This is a genomic window from Fibrisoma montanum (assembly GCF_003583365.1).
GTDB lineage: Bacteria > Bacteroidota > Bacteroidia > Cytophagales > Spirosomataceae > Fibrisoma > Fibrisoma montanum.
This window is the reverse complement of the sequence record NZ_QXED01000007.1, coordinates 167,479-184,427: the sequence shown is the minus strand read 5'-3', so window position 1 is coordinate 184,427 and position 16,949 is coordinate 167,479. Positions and strand designations below refer to the sequence as shown.

At 58.1% G+C, this 16,949-nt stretch carries 12 protein-coding genes; 7 read left to right on the top strand and 5 right to left on the bottom strand.

Annotated elements, in window-relative coordinates; all coding sequences use genetic code 11:
* Positions 1 to 155 precede the first annotated feature (155 nt).
* From DYU11_RS23310 to DYU11_RS23290, 5 genes are all read left to right on the top strand, one after another.
* Positions 156 to 1,109 (top strand): hypothetical protein, encoded by a 954-nt coding sequence (locus DYU11_RS23310; RefSeq protein ID WP_119670136.1) that lies wholly within the window; start codon positions 156 to 158, stop codon positions 1,107 to 1,109.
* Between the two features lie 21 nt (positions 1,110 to 1,130).
* Entirely contained in the window at positions 1,131 to 2,138 is a 1,008-nt protein-coding gene (locus tag DYU11_RS23305; protein WP_119670135.1) for a c-type cytochrome, read from the top strand.
* A gap of 176 nt (positions 2,139 to 2,314) precedes the next feature.
* Positions 2,315 to 3,283 (top strand): ATP-grasp domain-containing protein, encoded by a 969-nt coding sequence (locus DYU11_RS23300; protein WP_119670134.1) that lies wholly within the window; start codon positions 2,315 to 2,317, stop codon positions 3,281 to 3,283.
* Entirely contained in the window at positions 3,280 to 4,296 is a 1,017-nt protein-coding gene (locus DYU11_RS23295; protein WP_229365990.1) for a zinc-dependent alcohol dehydrogenase family protein, read from the top strand. Before DYU11_RS23300 ends, DYU11_RS23295 begins: the two co-directional genes overlap by 4 nt.
* 48 nt (positions 4,297 to 4,344) lie before the next feature.
* Positions 4,345 to 5,376 (top strand): LLM class flavin-dependent oxidoreductase, encoded by a 1,032-nt coding sequence (locus DYU11_RS23290; RefSeq protein ID WP_119670133.1) that lies wholly within the window; start codon positions 4,345 to 4,347, stop codon positions 5,374 to 5,376.
* A 131-nt stretch (positions 5,377 to 5,507) separates the two neighbouring features.
* Here the strand turns inward: DYU11_RS23290 and DYU11_RS23285 are convergent, their stop codons facing one another.
* On the bottom strand, positions 5,508 to 7,226 hold the full coding sequence (locus tag DYU11_RS23285) for a sensor histidine kinase (RefSeq protein ID WP_119670132.1): 1,719 nt from the start codon (positions 7,224 to 7,226) through the stop codon (positions 5,508 to 5,510).
* 331 nt (positions 7,227 to 7,557) lie between these two features.
* Here DYU11_RS23285 and DYU11_RS23280 point away from each other — a divergent pair, with 331 nt between their 5' ends.
* A complete protein-coding gene (locus DYU11_RS23280; protein WP_119670131.1) occupies positions 7,558 to 9,576 on the top strand; it encodes a tetratricopeptide repeat-containing sensor histidine kinase in 2,019 nt (672 codons plus the stop codon).
* On the top strand, positions 9,573 to 10,205 hold the full coding sequence (locus tag DYU11_RS23275; RefSeq protein WP_119670130.1) for a response regulator transcription factor: 633 nt from the start codon (positions 9,573 to 9,575) through the stop codon (positions 10,203 to 10,205). Before DYU11_RS23280 ends, DYU11_RS23275 begins: the two co-directional genes overlap by 4 nt.
* A gap of 19 nt (positions 10,206 to 10,224) precedes the next feature.
* Here the strand turns inward: DYU11_RS23275 and DYU11_RS23270 are convergent, their stop codons facing one another.
* The 4 genes from DYU11_RS23270 to DYU11_RS23255 all read right to left on the bottom strand — a co-directional run bounded on the left by DYU11_RS23270 (position 10,225) and on the right by DYU11_RS23255 (position 16,949).
* Positions 10,225 to 11,454 carry an enolase C-terminal domain-like protein gene (locus tag DYU11_RS23270; protein ID WP_119670129.1) on the bottom strand — a complete coding sequence of 410 codons (1,230 nt, stop codon included), beginning with the start codon at positions 11,452 to 11,454 and terminating at the stop codon, positions 10,225 to 10,227.
* 84 nt (positions 11,455 to 11,538) lie between these two features.
* Positions 11,539 to 13,497 (bottom strand): glycoside hydrolase family 2 protein, encoded by a 1,959-nt coding sequence (locus DYU11_RS23265; RefSeq protein ID WP_229365989.1) that lies wholly within the window; start codon positions 13,495 to 13,497, stop codon positions 11,539 to 11,541.
* 136 nt (positions 13,498 to 13,633) lie between these two features.
* Positions 13,634 to 16,315 carry a TonB-dependent receptor domain-containing protein gene (locus DYU11_RS23260; protein WP_119670128.1) on the bottom strand — a complete coding sequence of 894 codons (2,682 nt, stop codon included), beginning with the start codon at positions 16,313 to 16,315 and terminating at the stop codon, positions 13,634 to 13,636.
* Between the two features lie 133 nt (positions 16,316 to 16,448).
* Positions 16,449 to 16,949: a PPC domain-containing DNA-binding protein gene (locus tag DYU11_RS23255; RefSeq protein ID WP_119670127.1), complete on the bottom strand. Its 501-nt coding sequence runs from the start codon at positions 16,947 to 16,949 to the stop codon at positions 16,449 to 16,451.

The window sequence follows — 16,949 nt, the reverse complement described above, 5'->3', positions numbered from 1 at the left end:
AGTACCGTTTCACCCGGCATTTCTACCGTTTAGTTAATAGCTTTATTCAGTTCACCGAATTGTAGGGGTCGGATGGGTAGACTGTCTCTATCTTTGCCTTGTTGGGCTACGTAAATGTCTCATAGACAAGCTAGAGATGCCCACGCCTTCCTCTCATGAAAACGCTTCTTTATCTGGGTTTGATCAGCACCGCGTTTGGCTTGCTGGCTGCCCGAACCACCGACGTCCTGACCGATACGGGCGTTTCGATGGACAACATCCGCGAGGATGTGCTAACCAATCTTACGGCTGAGCAGTGGTTTTCGTTCAACAGCACCGGAGCTATGCGCCGGATGGCCAAACGCATCCCGGAGGGGTCGCGGGCAACGGCCGTGCGGGCGCTGGGTCGGGTGGTACGGAGCTACGTAGAATCCGGCGACTTCAACAACCAGTATCTCGACTGGGTCAGGGGGCAGTACCGGGTCGATGAGCGCTACAGCGACGAAGCTATTGCGATGCAGGAGAAAAACCTGAACGCCGTCGACGGTGTCGTAACCGAGCAACTGACTATGATGGAGCAGGCCTACGCCCAGATGGACCCCGCCATGCTGCAGATGGCCATCCGGATGCAGGTGAAAGCGCGTGAGAGCGAGCTGGCGTCGATGGATGCCGAACAGCGGGCCCGCGAGCTGAAGGAACTGGCAGACGTTAAAAAAATACTGACCGCTACGGAAGGCAAGCCGGCCGAATTCAAGAAGCAGTTCATGGCCTACACCACCCGGCAGTTGAAGCAGGACGTAGCCCGCAACGTAGGGCAGGAAAAAGAGAAGCTGGCCGAAACCAAACAGCGCAACGGCGACTACCGGAAGCAGAAAGCCGAATTTGATGCCCACGCCGACTACCGCCCGCTCCTGCGCCAGCGCCTGAAAGACTTCATTGCCTTGTGCAGCGACGTGAATTTCGACGCCAAAGTAACGACCCAGGGCTACCGGCGCGAGTTCGTCGATGCGGCCTACACCAGTAAACCAGCCGAATGGAAATTCCTGTATCGGCTGGGTAAAGAGCCTGTTATGGAAGCCCGTGCGTTTGCCCGCGAGTGGCTGACTGATCTGGAAAAAACAACCAAGTAAGACTAAAACCCAATTACCTGTATGAAGAAAGTAGTACGAATTCTTGGCATTGTGCTGGCTGTTGTGCTGGTCGGTATCGGTGGAACGCTGGCCTACGTTAAGTTTGTGCTTCCCGACGTCGGTGACGCGCCCGACCTGAAAGTAGACGCAACGGCCGCTCAGATTGAACGGGGCCGGTATCTGGCCAACCACGTCAACGTGTGTATGGACTGTCACAGCACCCGCGACTGGAGCCGGTTTGCCGGACCGCCGATAGCCGGTACACTCGGCAAAGGGGGCGACCGCTTCGGGCCCGAGATGGGTTTTCCGGGTACGTTCTACGCCCGCAACATTACGCCGGCGGGTATTGGTCAATGGACCGACGGTGAAATTTTCCGGGCCATTACGTCCGGCGTCAACCGCGAGAACAAGCCGATTTTCCCGGTGATGCCGCACCCGAACTACGGCCACATGGACCAGGAAGACGTAAAAGCTCTGGTGGCCTACGTGCGGTCGCTGCAGCCGATCACCAACGAGGTGCCTGCTTCGGAAGCCGATTTCCCGATGAACTTTATCCTGAACACGATTCCGCAGAAGCCGGATTTTCAGAAGCGTCCGGATACAACGGCAGCGCTCGAATACGGAAAGTACCTGGTCAATGCAGCCGCCTGCGGTGACTGCCACACGAAGGTAGAGCAGGGCAAGCCAATCGAAGGCATGGCGTTTGCCGGTGGCCGCGAATTTGGTATGCCGGGGGCGATGGTGCGCTCGGCCAATATCACGTCGGACGCCGAAACCGGCATAGGCAACTGGACGAAGGAAGCGTTCCTCGCCCGTTTCAAAGCGTATGACCCGGCGCATGGCTACGTACCGCCCGTGGTGAAACCCGGCGAGAAGCAGTCGATTATGCCCTGGTCGATGTATGCCGGCATGACCGAGAACGATCTGGGAGCGATCTACACGTATCTGAAAACCATTAAACCGGTTCGCAACAAGGTCGTTACGTTTGAAGTGACGCCCCCTGCCAACGAGCCGCTGGCGGCCAAGTAGCCCCCGAATCAGTTCGTTTTTGACAGCAAAACCTCACCCGTGGTTTCCACCGCCGGTGGGGTTTTGCGTTTACGACACGTTCGGTGGAACCCGTCGAATTGATTTGCTGTATACCTTGCAGGCTATTTAGTTAGTAACCCACAGCCAGGCCTCTGCGGGTAAACCCTTTTTACGTCATGTCAGACATTACGAAGCCAATTGGCATTTACTACGAACACCCTGAGTGGTTCAAGCCCCTGTTTGCCGAACTTGAGCGCCGGGCTATTCCGTACGTCAAAATCGACGCAGCCCATCACCAGTTTGATCCGGCCGAAACCGACAGTCCGTACGCGCTGGTCGTGAACCGCATGAGTTCGTCGGCCTACCTGCGCGGCAACGGCCAGGGCATTTTCCATACCAACGGCTACCTGACGCACCTGGAGCGCATTGGGGTTCGGGTGATCAACGGGACCGTTGCTACGTCGATCGAGACCAACAAAGCCCGGCAACTGTCGCTGCTGGCGTCGCTGGGGCTGAAATTTCCCAAAACGCGGGTGGTGAACCATGCATCGCGGGTGACGGCCGCGGCCCACGAACTCCGCTTCCCGATTGTGGTGAAGGTCAACATCGGCGGGGCCGGGGCCGGTATCGTCCGCTTCGATACGTCGGAAGGGCTGATCGGGGCCGTAGCACAGGGCAGCATTGATCTGGGTATCGACCAGACCGCCCTGGTGCAGGAGTACGTGCAGCCACGCGGGGGGCATATCGTGCGGGTCGAAACGCTGAACGGCCAGTTTCTGTACGCCATGAAGGTGTTCACGACCGGCCAGAGCTTCAACCTGTGCCCCGCCGAAATCTGTGCCATTCCAGAGGAGCCACAGGCAGAATTTTGCCTGACGGAAGCCCCGAAGAAAGGTATAACGGTGGAAGCCTTCACACCGCCCGCCGAAATCATTGCCGATGTGGAGCGCATTGCCAGAGCCGCGCAGATCGACGTAGGTGGCGTTGAGTATCTGATAGATGATCAGACCGGCGAGGTGCTGTTCTACGACATCAACGCCCTCTCGAATTTCGTGGCGGATGCCGTGAACGTAGTGGGTTTCGATCCATACGCCCGCTTCGTTGATTACCTGGAACAGCAGTTGGAACCCGTCGGTGCCGCATGATGAAGGCAGTTGAAGTTGGCGATGGATATGGCATTGACGCCCTACGATTCGTGCAGCGGGACCCGGCCGTGCCTGGCCCTACTCAGGTGTTGATACGGGTAAAGGCCGTATCGCTGAATTATCGGGATTTACTGGTGGTTAACGGCATTGATCGCTGGCGACCGCCCGTAGGCCGCATCCCGGTTTCCGATGGCGTGGGCGACGTAGTGGAATGCGGCCCGGCCGTACGCTCGCTTGTCGCTGGCGACCGGGTAGCCGGGTTGTTTCTGCCCAACTGGCACAGTGGGAAGCTGACGCCGGCGAAGCTGCAGCGCTCGCTGGGTGGAGCCGGCTACGATGGGATGCTCAGCGAATACGTCGTGCTCGATGAACGGGACGTCATCCGGGTGCCGGCCTCGTTGAGCTACGAAGAAGCGGCCACCTTACCCTGCGCGGCCTTGACGGCCTGGCACGGGCTGATCGACGAAGGCCGCGTGAAAACCGGCGATACCGTACTGATTCAGGGTACGGGCGGGGTGTCGCTGTTTTCGCTGCAGTTTGCCCTGCTGTCGGGTACCAACGTCATCGTCCTGTCGAGCAGTGACGAGAAACTGGAGCGGGTGAGGCAGCTCGGCGCGCAGCACCGCATCAACTACGCGACAACCCGGGATTGGGTAAAGCCGGTACTGGATATTACGGACGGCCGGGGCGTCGATCATGTTGTGGAGGTGGTGGGTGCCGATAACATCAACCGGTCCATCGAAGCCGTCGCCGTGTCGGGTACGATCTCCGTGATTGGGCTGATTGGGGGAATGAAAGCCGAAATCAACACGGAAAAGATCATGTCGAAGCAGATTCGGCTGCAGGGCATCGAGGTGGGCTCGACCGAGATGTTCGCCAGTATGAACCAGGCTATCGAAACCAATGCGCTGCGTCCGGTTGTCGACAGGGTATTTGCCTTCGACGAAGCCAGAGAAGCCCTGCGCTACCTCGATGCCGGCCGGCATTTCGGCAAGGTGGTCATCACCATATAATGCGTACAACACGATGGGGCAGCAGGTCCTGTCTTACTGAACAAACCTATGAAATTTGGTTATTGGATGCCCGTGTTTGGGGGTTGGCTCCGCAACGTCGAGGACGAGAACATGCGGGCCGACTGGAGTTACGTCAAAAACCTGGCGCAACGCAGTGAGGAATGGGGCTACGACCTGACGCTCATCGCCGAACTGAACCTCAACGACATCAAAGGTGAGGAAGCGCCGTCGCTGGATGCCTGGTCGACGGCGGCTGCGCTGGCGGCCGTGACGGAACGGATTGAACTGATGGTAGCCGTTCGGCCAACGTTCCACTCGCCCGCGCTGCTGGCCAAGCAGGCTGCCAACATCGATCACATCAGCGGTGGGCGGCTGACGCTGAACGTGGTGTCGTCGTGGTGGCAGGACGAGGCCCGCAAATACGGTGTTCATTTTGAACAGCACGACGACCGCTACGCCCGCACCGGCGAGTGGCTGCACGTTGTCGATCATCTCTGGAAACAGGATCATTTCTCGTTCGAGGGCAAATACTACCGGGTTGAAGACTCCGTGCTGCAGCCCAAGCCACTGTCGCGCCCGCGGCCGTTTATCTACGCGGGTGGTGAGTCCGAAGCGGCCAAGAATCTCATTGCGAGCCAGTGCGACGGGTACGTCATGCACGGCGACGAGCCCGAAGCCATCGGCCGCCGGATCAACGATCTCCGCGACCGACGCGCCCGGCTGCGTCCGGACTTGCCGCCGATGAAGTTTGGCGTGGCGGCCTACGCCATCGTGCGTAATTCGGAGCAGGCGGTGAAAGCCGAGATTGCCCGGATCACGGACGTAAACGGCTCGGCCGCCGGCTACAAAAACTACCAGCAGTGGCTGGCCGGAACGCAGCTGGAGAAACAGGTGTCGCTGGAAGATTATTCGGTATCGAACCGGGGGCTTCGCTCGGGTCTGACCGGAACGCCCGACCAGGTGGCCGAGCGGGTAGCGGCTTTCGAAGCGGTTGGGGTGGATTTTCTGCTGATGCAGTGCAGCCCGCAGCTCGAAGAGATGGAGCGCTTCTCGGAGTCGGTGATCAGGGTGCTGGCGTAGGGAGTTCGCCGGTATGAACAAGCCCCTCGGTATCAGAACGTTTCGGTAAGGGCGTTCTGGTACCGAGGGGCTTGGTGCTGAAGTATCCAGCCGGTATTTATGAATAGCCGGCATGTCACCACCAGGGCTGGTCAGCTTACTGGCAGATACACCGTGAACGTAGCGCCCTGACCCGGCCGGCTGCGGGCTGTAATGTAGCCGTGGTGGTTTTCGACGACCTTCTTGCAGATGGCTAGTCCGATGCCTGTTCCGGTGAAGGACGACTTGGTATGGAGTCGCTGAAACAACTGAAAAATGCGGTCAAGGTATTTCTCGTCGAAGCCGATGCCGTTATCCCTGACGGCGATGGCGTAGAAGGGCTGGTTGCTGCTGGCAGACAGCTCGGCGGGCAGGTCGGTGCCGTTCACGGGTTGGCAGGTAACCGAAACTTCGCCCGGTACGTCGGTGCGTAGAAATTTCAGGGCGTTCGAGAGCAGATTCTGAAAAAGCTGATGCAGCTGCAGGGCATCGCCCGTCAGGGTAGGCAGCGGGTCAACCTGGATGGATACGTTCTTCTCCTGCACGAGCAGGTCGAGGTCCGACAGTACCTCATCCACAACCGTACGGAGGGATACGGGTAAAAACGCCGGTTCGGCCGACAGGCGGCTGTAGGACAGTAACGCCTGAATCAGCGTGGACATCCGGCGCGAAGCGGCCTGCATGCGCTGTAGTAAATCTGCCGCAGGCGGAGACAGGTCCGGCGCGAACTGATCCTGGATGATGTCGCCGAACGACTGGATCTTGCGCAGGGGTTCCTGGAGGTCATGCGAGGCAATGTAGGCAAACTGCCGCAGGTTCTCGTTGGACTGATTCAACTGCCGGATCTTGACCTGGAGCGCTTCCTGAGACTGCTTCACCGGCGTAATGTCGTGGAGGGTAACCGTCAGACCATCGTTCAGGGGAGCCAGTACGGCATGCAGCCAGATGGTTGCCTCGCTTTTGCTGTACGGCCACTCAAACTGTTCCGGTTGCCGCGTAGTAACTACCTGAGCGAAGCGGCTGATGAGGTTCTTTTCCGTAGCAAGAGACGATACGCTCGACAGTCGATGACCAATGAGATCGGCGGGCTTGATCTGTAGCAGACTGTCGACGGCCGGGTTGGCAAATTCGATGGTAAAGTCCTGTATCTGGTTCCGGTTCCGGACGGCCCTGAAGTTGATAATGGCGTTCTGAGAGGTGTCGAGGATGGACGCCAGCAGCCCTTCGAGCCGCTGCCGCTGTTGAGTCAGGACCAGGTTCGAGGCAAACGCAACCAGCAGAATGCCAAGCGCAAGCCCCGTGAACAGGATCGATACCGTGCTCGTAACCTCCGTTGACCGGTTCAGTTCTTCCTTCTGCGTACTTAGGATGTTGTTCTCGTAGGCAATGGCTTCATTAATTGCTTTGTGAACGGCAAACAGATCGTTGAGCCGCCAGCCCCCGCCCATGTTCACCACCTCCGCAATGCTGTAGTTCATGAGTGTATCCCAGTGCTGCTCAATCAACCCGGCGACAAGCCTGACGCGCTGGACCTGGACGGTATCCTCCGCGACCAATTGATTTAGGTAAGCCAGATCAGTTTTTACCTCTTTGGCTTCGTTCTGGTACAGGATGTAATACCGTCGGGGGGCGATCCGGGCAAATGACCTGCTGTAAATCTGAAAACTTTTATAGTGATTGGACAACCGTTCGAAGCGGTTGATCACGTCCCGGCTGTGATCGACCTGCTGCGTGTACTCTTTCATGCTGTTGAAATTTGACCGGTTTATAAGCAGTACGGTCGCCAGCAGCAGGAAAGAGATAATAAACGGGTAGGTAGTCTTCAACGTCATAACGTAGCATAAATCGTGAACGGTACGTTTAAGAAGGGCGGGTAAAGCCCTGAGCGGATGTAAATTTAGTGATCGTCAATAAGACAGCTAAAATAATGGAGATCACCGGAAACACGTCAGGTTTTATTTGTCACATTGACGCAGGACGCCTGGCTACGTGATGTCTGCTGAAACGTATGCAAAACTGAGCAGGCCTGGCGGCTTCTGTTGATCACCAATCGCGTATCCGGTTGTTTGGTGGTAAACGGTCGTTCCATAAAAAGCTGACAGCCTGATACGGCCAACTGCGTATATTTGATTGAACAGGGATCAACCGCTAGTTCCCCGCACTATGCCAACGCAGGTATCCTCGAAAGTAACGGTAGGGTGGTTCATCATCTTGAGCCTGCTGGCAGTGTGCGTGGTCAGCGGGCAAACGCCATCGTCGTACCCCAAAGACACCAGCTACGTCAGTTCGTTGCTGCGCAAAGGCGAACTCCTCGAAAACCAGAATGCCGAAGCCGCGCTGACCTACTACCGCCGGGCGTACGGCCTGTCGCAGAAAATCAAATTTACCAAAGGGTATTTTGAGAGCATGCGGTTGCTGACCTTTACGCTCAACAACATCGGACGCTACGACGAAGCCCGCCGTATTGCGCAGACCGCCCTGCGGATGGCCCGGCAGGATACCTCAAAGCGAAACATCGGCCTGAGCCATTTCGCCCTGGCCGTAACGGCCTGGATCAGTGGCGACTGGCAGGAGGCCGTGCACCAGTACCACCGGGCTGCGCATTACATGCGGCTGATCAACCACGTGCACAATCAGTCGGTTATTTACAACAACCTGGCGACGATTTATGAGCAGCAGCACATGTACAAACAGGCGCTGGCGTATTACAACAAAGCCCTGGCCATCAACCGCCGGAACCCCGACGATCCGCGCAGCATCGCCATCGACTACTTCGGCATTGCCAATATCTATTCCCGCATCGACAGTCTGGACCTGGCCAAAGCGTATTATCAGAAAGCCTGGCGGCTGGTCGATCCCAAAGACCGCGATTTCCTGATTAACCTGCACAACAACATTGGTCACCTCTACGAAGACCAGGGGCAGTATGATTCGACCCTGTATCATTACCGGCTGGGCCTCGATCTGAGCCGCCAGCTGAAAAACCCGCGTCATGAACTGCACATGCTGATGGCGACGGCGCAAGTGCAGATCCGGCAGAGTCGGTACGTTCCCGCCCGATCGTTGCTGGACGCGGCTTATGCCATCGCCCGGCGGGAAAACGCGGGCCTGCCCGAGTTGAGGAATATCTACCGGAACTACGCCCTGCTGCACGAGGGACTCGGTAACTACAAGGCAGCGCTCAACTGGTACGATCAGTACATCACGGCCCGCGATTCGCTCGAAAGTGTGGAGACCAAAGAGCTGCTTCAGAGTTACGAAGAGAAAATCCGGAGAGCCGAAGCGCAGCAGAAACTGACCCAGAAGCAGCGGGAAATCGAACGGCTGGAAAGTGACCGCAACCGGCAGGTATTGTGGCTCTGGCTGGCCGGCATTTCCGTAGCGGCCGTTGTGGCGCTGGCCGTAATCGGGTGGTTGTATTTTCGCCAGCGCCAGCGGGCCAAAGACAACGCCCTGGTGGCCCTGCAGCGGGAGCAGGAACTGGTGGCCATACAGGCCGAACTACACGGACAGCAGAAAGAACGATTACGGATTTCCAAAGAAATGCATGACGACCTGGGGGCGTCGCTGACCGCGATCGGCCTGCTCAGCGAGGTGCTCAAAACCCGCATGGGCGCCGGCACTGCCCCGGAGGTGATGAAAATCTCGGACATTTCGGCGGACATGATGACGACCATGAACGAAATCATCTGGTCGCTGAACACGAAGAACGACAGCCTGAACGGTCTCATCGCCTACATCCGTTCGTATGCCGGTGAATTCATCGAAAACACGACCCTGATGGTAAAGATCCAGGCGGGTGAGGCCCCGGCCGACGTCAGCGTTCGGGGCGCTGATCGGCGCAACGTTTTTCTGACGGTGAAGGAAGCCCTTAATAACGTAGTGAAGCACGCTCAGGCCACGCAGGTTATTCTCCGGATTGACCCCCGCGATACGGAACTGGTTATCGACGTAAGCGACAACGGGCGGGGTTTCGAACCGCAGGAGAAGCACAAACTGCGCAACGGACTGACCAACATGAACAACCGCATGAGCGAGTCGGGTGGGAGCTGCACCATAACATCCTCCCCAGCGGGTACGTCCGTAACGATTACGTATCCATACGGAACCGGTGGAACGGCTAAAAATACTACAAATGAAGTATGGCCTAAACCCGAAATTTCTGCCAGTATTGCGGTATGAATACCATTACCGTTGCCATTGTTGAAGACAAGGACGAAATCCGGCAGTCGCTGAGCATTCTGATCGGCGGGGCGGATGGGTTTGTATGCCAGTCGGCCTATGCAACCGCCGAGGATGCATTGCTGGATTTGCCCGGGCACCCGGTCGACATCGTCCTGATGGACATTGGCCTGCCGGGTATGAACGGGATCGACTGCGTCCGGCAGCTCAAGCCCCTCTGCCCGCAGACCCAGTTCATGATGTGTACGGCCTACGACGAAGACGAGCTGGTGTTCGAAGCGCTCAAAGCAGGGGCTAACTCGTACATTCTCAAACGGAGTGCGCCCCATAAACTGCTCGAAGCCATCAGCGAACTGCACCAGGGCGGCTCCCCCATGAGCAGTACCATTGCCCGCAAGATTGTCGGTTCGTTTTATCAGGCGCCCGCCAGATCCAGCGAACTGGACGTACTGACGTCCCGCGAACGCGAAATCCTCGACCGCCTGTCGAAGGGCTACAGCCACAAGGAAGTGGCGGATGAGCTGTTTATCAGCCCAACCACCGTGCGGAAGCACATCTTCAACATCTACGAAAAACTCCAGGTCCACTCCAAAGTCGAGGCCGTCAACAAATACCTGGGTCGCCGATAAACCCGGTCGGGACGACTGCTCAGGCGGTTTTGAGCAGCTTCATGCCAAAGCCGGGAGCAGGCGACGGAACAAGCTGCCCACCAACAATTTTGTAATTGCCGAAGTCAATATCGTCGCTGGTGCAGGGAACACCCTCGATGGTGACGGTGTTGCCCAGGCCCCCGGTCAGGTGAGCCGTGTAGTTGGTTTTGAGTACTTCTCCAAAGGCGTGGGGCGACGCCTGAATGCCCATCTTTATCAAGTCCGGCATTAATTTCCGCCAGGGGGTAAAACCATACCCCATGATGTCGGTGATGTGGACATCAATCAATTTTTGTTCGCAGAGGTCACGCAGTAAGGTCTGATCGGGATTGTATTCGCCGTCGGCCAGCAGGATTTTCGGGGTGTTAACGCGGGTCCAGGTGCGGAGTTTCCGGTAGTCGGCGACCGTTTCGGCGAAGGGTTCCTCCATCCAGAACAGCGGTATGTCACCGATGCCTTTGAGGTAGGCAATGGTACTGTCGACGGTATAGCCATCGTTGGCATCGACCAGGATCTCGCAGTCGGGAAAGGTTTTGGCCACTAGTTTCGTTACGTCAATGTCGCGCTGCAGGCCCGCGTCCTTGGGCATCCACATGTTGCCGCGCCCGATCTTGAGCTTGAACTGCCGGTAGCCCAGTTTGTAATCGCTGGCACAGTTTTCCAGGATGGTATCCATTCCGTTTGCCAGCGTCTGCACCGGCCCGGCCTTGGGCTCCAGTTCATCGAAATAAATCATCCCGCTGTAGCATTTGGTCAGTATGGGTCGGGCCGCGTTCGGTCGTGGCTGTTGCTGACCGAGGAGCTGATACACGGGCTGGTTCAGGATGACGCCCGCCAGATCGTGCAACGGTACGTCGAAGGCCAGCGCCCTGGGGTCGGTTACGCCCACGTCCGGCCGGAACAGGTCGGCTATCCGTTTGCCTTTCACGTAGGCAATCACCTCGTCGCTGCGCCGACCGTTGGGCAGTCCCCAGCCTTTCGCACCCTGATCCGTCGTGAGGGTACAAACCGTGACTTTAGGGCCGTACCCGTGGATGTCGCGCCGGGCGTTTTTGCCCACAAACCGGGGCCATGTCAACTGGACCTCGGTGTAGCGGACGTCGGCGATGCGGTGGTTCATCAGGTCGTCGAAGCCCATGAAATAAGGGGAACGTCCTGCGGCTGCCTGGCCCAGCGTCAAGGCGGAAGCGGCACCGGTCAGTTGATGGAGAAAATGCCTTCGGTTCATACACAAAACGGGTTAGGGGTAACGACCGCAGCCGGCCACCGGGCGCACGATCAGCAACTGACGACGCCCGGTGGCCGGGTCAGCTTACTTCTTGAATAAAGGCGCATGAATCTGGCGCAGCGTTTCGACCGGAATTTTAATTACCTCGCGGTCGTAGGTCAGCAGGCCGTTTACCTCGCCCTCTACGTCGGTCGTTTGCGTGTAGACGGCCGCCGACAGCGCCTGATTCTGGTAGTACTCGATGATTTTGGTATACTTTTTCTGATACGCTTTCAGCACCTCATCGGCCGATTGATACGTCTGGTAGCCCCAGTTGCGCATCTCCGGATTCCAGAGGTGCCCCTGTACAGGCCAGCCGATACCGCCGAACTCGCCAATGACCACCACGCGGTCCGGTTTCGGAGCCGGGGCTCTGGGCTCGGGTTCGTAGGTGTGGATGTCGTAGAAATCGCCCGCGCCCCGGTCGTTCCAGCCGCTGACCGCGTTGACGACCCGGCTCGGATCGAGACCTTTCACCCAGGCCGCCAGCCGCTGGTTTTCGTACTGGCCCCAGCCTTCGTTATGCACCACCCACGTCACAATGCTCGGATGGTTGTGCAGTTGGTTCATCATCCGGCGCAGTTCAAGCTCAAACTGCTCCTTGCCTTTCGACCGGCGCAGCGGTTCGGCCACATCCCCCGGCGATTCGTTCTGCCCTTCCAGAAAGCCCGACGGCATATCCTGCCAGACCAGCATCCCGAGTCGGTCGCACAGGTAGTAGTAGCGGGCGGGCTCCACTTTGATGTGTTTGCGGAGCATGTTGAAGCCTGATTTTTTCAGGAAGTCAATCTCGAAGCTCATGGCTTCGTCGGAGGGTGGGGTCAGCAGACTACCCGGCCACCAGCCCTGGTCGAGCGGGCCGTTCTGAAACACGAATTCATTGTTCAGCAGAAGCACCGGCTGGTTGGCTGCCGAACCCGCTCCGCTGGGGCGCCGACCAATCGTTATTTTCCGCATGGCAAAATAGCTCGTTACGGCATCCTGCGGGTTGCCCGTCACGGTCGCGTTGGCGTAAGCGGTCTGTTCGGCGGGGGCTCCGCGCCGGGGACGCTGGTTGTTGGGTACGCCCTCGAACGGGTCGTTGACCGTCACTACTTCGGCGCGCAGATTGTAAAGAAACGGACGGTCGGGCGACCAGAGTTTGGGCGTGCGGATGGGCAGATACCCCACCCGGCCTGCCCGAACGAGCGCCGTAGCAATGGATTGGTTGCCGTCCAGCGCCGTTAGCCGGATGGCGGTGGTACGGTTGTTGGCCGGTTTATCCAGCAGCACCTCAACCCGCACGCGGCCCGAATCGACCTCTGGTGTTACGCGCACTTCGTCGATGTAGGCCTGCCTGGGCACCGGCTCCAGCCAAACCGTTTGCCAGATGCCCGACACCGGCGTGTACCAGATGCCGTTGGGATTCAGCAATTGCTTGCCCCGGGGCTGTTCGTCGGTCGAGGTTGGATCCGTTACGCCCAGCAGCAGCTGATTCGGGCCGTCTTTCAGAAAATCCGTCAGGTCGAAGGTGAACGCATCCGAGCCGCCCGTGTGCGAGCCGACCAGTCCGCCGTTGACCCACAGGCTGCACTCGTAATCGACGGCTCCGAAGTGCAGCAGCACCCGCTGGCCGTTCCAGTCGCGGGGAATCGTTACGTTCCGGCGGTACCATAGCCGCTGGTCGGGGGTGAGGGGTTTGTTAACTTTTGAAACCGTCGATTCGACGCAGAACGGCACCAGAATCTGACCGCTGAAGGTCGTTGGAGCCGGGGCGGTTTTGGGGGTGATGGCATACTCCCACAGCCCGTTCAGGTTCTGCCACTGCGGACGGACCATCTGCGGGCGGGGGTATTCGCGCCAGGCGTTGTCGGGGGTGAGTTGTTTTTCCCAGCGGCTCATAATCGGGGCTGCGCGGGGTACGTTGGTGGGAGCGGGCGTTTGCGCCAGGGCTGCCCCCAGCGAACTCATGAACAAAATAGCGCCGGGCCAGGCCCGAAGCAACACAGAGAACCGGTTCGTCATATACGTAGTAAAACCAGAAAAGGAAGCGCCGACGCCCGCCTACTGATTCGTAAACCCACATCCTTCGGGGAGTACGCATAACCGCAACTCCCCGAAGGACCATCGTGATCGAACGGATACTCCGGATTACTGATCGCTAAAACTCATCATCGCCGTTGTCCTGATCGTCCCGGCGTTCATCGCGGTCACGCTCCCGGTCGCGGGAAACCTGCCGGCTGAGTCGGTAGCTAAAGCCGATGAAGGCAATGCGGCTCTCGCGTTTGGACACCGAGCTGGCAATGAAGTTGGACCCGAACGTATCGCTGCTGAACTGGAGCGTGTTGAAGATGTCGCTGACCCGGAAATTAATTGACCCCCGGCCTTTCAGTACGTTCTGCTTCAGGCCGAAGTCTACGTTGAAAAAGCCGTTGATGGTGCCCTGCGCCACGATGAACGGCGAGCGGTAGTTGACCGTCACCTGCATATCGGTGCCTTTCCAGGGGCTGAGCGTGGAGTTAAGCCGGGCGGTCCAGCTCTGGTTGCTGCGGTTCAGCCCTTCCGGTACGCCCGGCCCCGGCTGGATGTTGGCCCGGAAAAACGAGAACGTACCATTGGCTTTCCACCACTTCAGAATGTCCTGACTCACGACCACCTCAAGGCCATAATTCTGCGAACGGTTCAGGTTCAGAAAGGTCTGCTCCGTAACGCCGTCGGGCCGCAGGGTCTGGAAGCGCGTAACGTCGTTGGTCGATCGCCGGAAGAACAGCGACGAGGTCAGCGAGGTTGATTTGCCGTACCAGAGGTGGCTGACTTCAAACGAGTTGATCAGTTCCGGATTCAGGAAGGGATTTCCGAACCGGATGTTCAGCGGGTCGCTCAGGTCGATAAACGGGTTCAGCGCCCGCTGCGACGGCCGGTTGATGCGCCGGCTGTAGTTAACCTGCATCTTCTGTTCCTTGCTGATGTTATAGTTGAAGAAGGCGCTCGGAAACAGGTAGATGTAGTCGCGGGTATTGCGCTGGGCCGTTGTCCGCTGGTCGGTGATGATGTTGGTATACTCCGTGCGTACCCCAAGCTGATAGCTGAACGTTTTGAACTCGTCGCCGAAGTTGACGTACGCGGCACTCGTGCGTTCGTCGTACACGAAGTTGTTGCTGATGTTGGTATTCAACACCGGGAAGCCGTAGAGGTAATCGAGGAATACGTAGTCGGCGTTCTGGTAGCGATTGGTTTGTTTCAGACCGGCTTCAAACCGTTTTTTGCCGCCAAACGGCTCCACAAAATCCAGTTGCAGCACGGACACCCGGTTGTTTTCATCATTCGTACTCTCCTGTCGACCGGCCCGCAGGTTGGGCGTAATCAGATAAGCCGGGAGGTCCGTTGAGAGCTGGTAGTCGGTGTATTCGATGCTGTTGTTGGTCGACAGCGTCGCGTCGAAGTTCAGCTTCCGGCCGGGTTTCTCGAACGTGCGAGCGTAGCCGAACACGTAGTCGAAGCCGCGCTCCGGCTCCCGCTCTTCGGTCAGCCGGAGGATCTGCCCCAGCAGCGCCCGGTCGCTGTTCAACGTATTGATCGTTTCCGAACTGACGTCCCGGTCGTACTGAGGACGGTACAGGACCGAGGCCGTTATGTTATCGCGTTTGGTCAGGTTGTAGTCAAGCCCAAACCGCATGTTATTGTTGACCCCCGACCGGAAGCCATCGTTACGCTGAAGCAGGAAACTGGTCGAATCATTTTCGAACAGGTTCTGCCGGTCGGAGTTGCGGTAGCTGAACCGGCGCTCATCGCGGAAATTATAACTGCCGAACAGGTTAAGGTTTTTGATCCGGTAGTTCAGGTTGATGGACGCGTTGTACTTATCGCGGGTACCGACGTTGAGCTGGACATTGCCGTTGAAGCCCTGCGCCTGCTGTTTTTTCAGGATGATGTTGATAATACCCGCGGCCCCGTCGGCATCGTACCGCGACGAGGGGTTGGTGATGATTTCAACGCGTTCGATGTTGCTGGCCGGAATCTGCTCCAGTACGGCCTCCCGATCGAGACCCGTCAGGCCGGACGGTTTGCCGTCGACGAACACCAGTACGTTGCTGCTTCCGCGCAGGCTCAGCACACCATCGGCGTCGATCGTGACGGAGGGTACGTTCTGCAGAATGTCTGTTGCGGTGCCGCCCAGTGCCGTCGGCAACTGATCGACGTTGACAATCTTGCGGTCGAGTGCGTAGTCGATCAGCTGGCGCTGGCCCTGCACGACCACTTCTTCCAGTTGGCGGGCCGTTTCGTTCAGCGAAACGCTGCCCAGGCTGACCGTTGGCTGCTGGGCCGTAATGGTTACGTTCGGTATGGTCCTGGCCGCGAAACCGAGCGACTGCACCAGAATGTAGTAGTTGCCCGGGGGCAGGTTGTCAATAACGAACAGGCCTTTTTCATTACTCAGTCCACCGCCAACCGAACTGGAATCCGTCGCGCTGAACAGGCCAATGCTGGCAAATTCGACGGGACGGTTCTGACCATTCTGCGCCACAACCAGCTGCCCCTGAACAGTACCGTTGCGGGTTGCGGCTGCGGGCAGTTCCGGGTCACTAGGTTGGGGTTGACCTTGCGGAACGGTCGGCGTGGCGGCCGGCTGCGGGGTACGCATAGGGTCCATCGGGTCGGCCGAGTTGAACTGGGTGGTGTCGGGTCGGGTGGGCGGGGGCGTCGTGTTTCGAAGCGTGTCTGCCTTACCCGGCGCGTTTTGACGCGACGTATCGGAAGGCATTTGTCCGGGTTGCTGCGCGCAAACCTGGCCGCCAAGAAGTAAAAGTAGTCCGAGAGCCGCTGCCTGATGTAAACCGTTCATTCGTCATGCTGTTTAATATAACCCCTATCTAAATAGGACAATTTTTAGGGGGAAATGTTTACAAAGCGTTATGATTAGCCGTTTCTACACGGCCGAAGGTCGTCCTGACGGTGGGAAAATCCAGCCATGCCGATCACGGCTTTTTTCGCTTCCGGACCACCAGTTCCTTGTAGCCGAACGTAGGGTCCGGTTCGCGGACGTATACGAGATCCGGCATAACCCCAATCACGATCTCGGCCGTAGTGTAAATCCGGCAGCCGTCGAGCAGATGGCCGCCCAGCGTTCGGCCGGTTGAGTCGGATACGGAGAGGTGCAGGTGACTGCCGTTGACCGACAGCGTACCGACGAGCGAAACGATCTCGAAGTGCCCCTGCCAGACGCTCGGCCCTTCCTGATTGGCCAGCCGCAGAGTTACGTCGGTCAGGCTGCCGACGCAGGTCACAACAGCGCCGGCCTCGATGCGCTGCTGTTGAACGAGCGCATCCAGCTGCTGCTTCAGGTCCTGCCCGGGCCGCAATCGGAACGAGTACGTTTGCATGGGCGACCGGGCGCTGGCAGACGAGGAAAACTGGGCGAAACTATCGGACATAAACAGGACAGAACTTGTCAGAATCAGCAATAAAATACGGTACAT

Bases quoted from the DNA above. Each gene is read 5' to 3' on its own strand.
- DYU11_RS23290 (WP_119670133.1), top strand. From the start codon at position 4,345: ATGAAATTTGGTTATTGGATGCCCGTGTTTGGGGGTTGGCTCCGCAAC.
- DYU11_RS23280 (WP_119670131.1), top strand. From the start codon at position 7,558: ATGCCAACGCAGGTATCCTCGAAAGTAACGGTAGGGTGGTTCATCATC.
- DYU11_RS23260 (WP_119670128.1), bottom strand. From the start codon at position 16,315: ATGAACGGTTTACATCAGGCAGCGGCTCTCGGACTACTTTTACTTCTT.
- DYU11_RS23270 (WP_119670129.1), bottom strand. From the start codon at position 11,454: ATGAACCGAAGGCATTTTCTCCATCAACTGACCGGTGCCGCTTCCGCC.
- DYU11_RS23300 (WP_119670134.1), top strand. From the start codon at position 2,315: ATGTCAGACATTACGAAGCCAATTGGCATTTACTACGAACACCCTGAG.
- DYU11_RS23285 (WP_119670132.1), bottom strand. From the start codon at position 7,226: ATGACGTTGAAGACTACCTACCCGTTTATTATCTCTTTCCTGCTGCTG.
- DYU11_RS23305 (WP_119670135.1), top strand. From the start codon at position 1,131: ATGAAGAAAGTAGTACGAATTCTTGGCATTGTGCTGGCTGTTGTGCTG.
- DYU11_RS23255 (WP_119670127.1), bottom strand. From the start codon at position 16,949: ATGTACCGTATTTTATTGCTGATTCTGACAAGTTCTGTCCTGTTTATG.
- DYU11_RS23265 (WP_229365989.1), bottom strand. From the start codon at position 13,497: ATGACGAACCGGTTCTCTGTGTTGCTTCGGGCCTGGCCCGGCGCTATT.
- DYU11_RS23275 (WP_119670130.1), top strand. From the start codon at position 9,573: ATGAATACCATTACCGTTGCCATTGTTGAAGACAAGGACGAAATCCGG.
- DYU11_RS23310 (WP_119670136.1), top strand. From the start codon at position 156: ATGAAAACGCTTCTTTATCTGGGTTTGATCAGCACCGCGTTTGGCTTG.
- DYU11_RS23295 (WP_229365990.1), top strand. From the start codon at position 3,280: ATGATGAAGGCAGTTGAAGTTGGCGATGGATATGGCATTGACGCCCTA.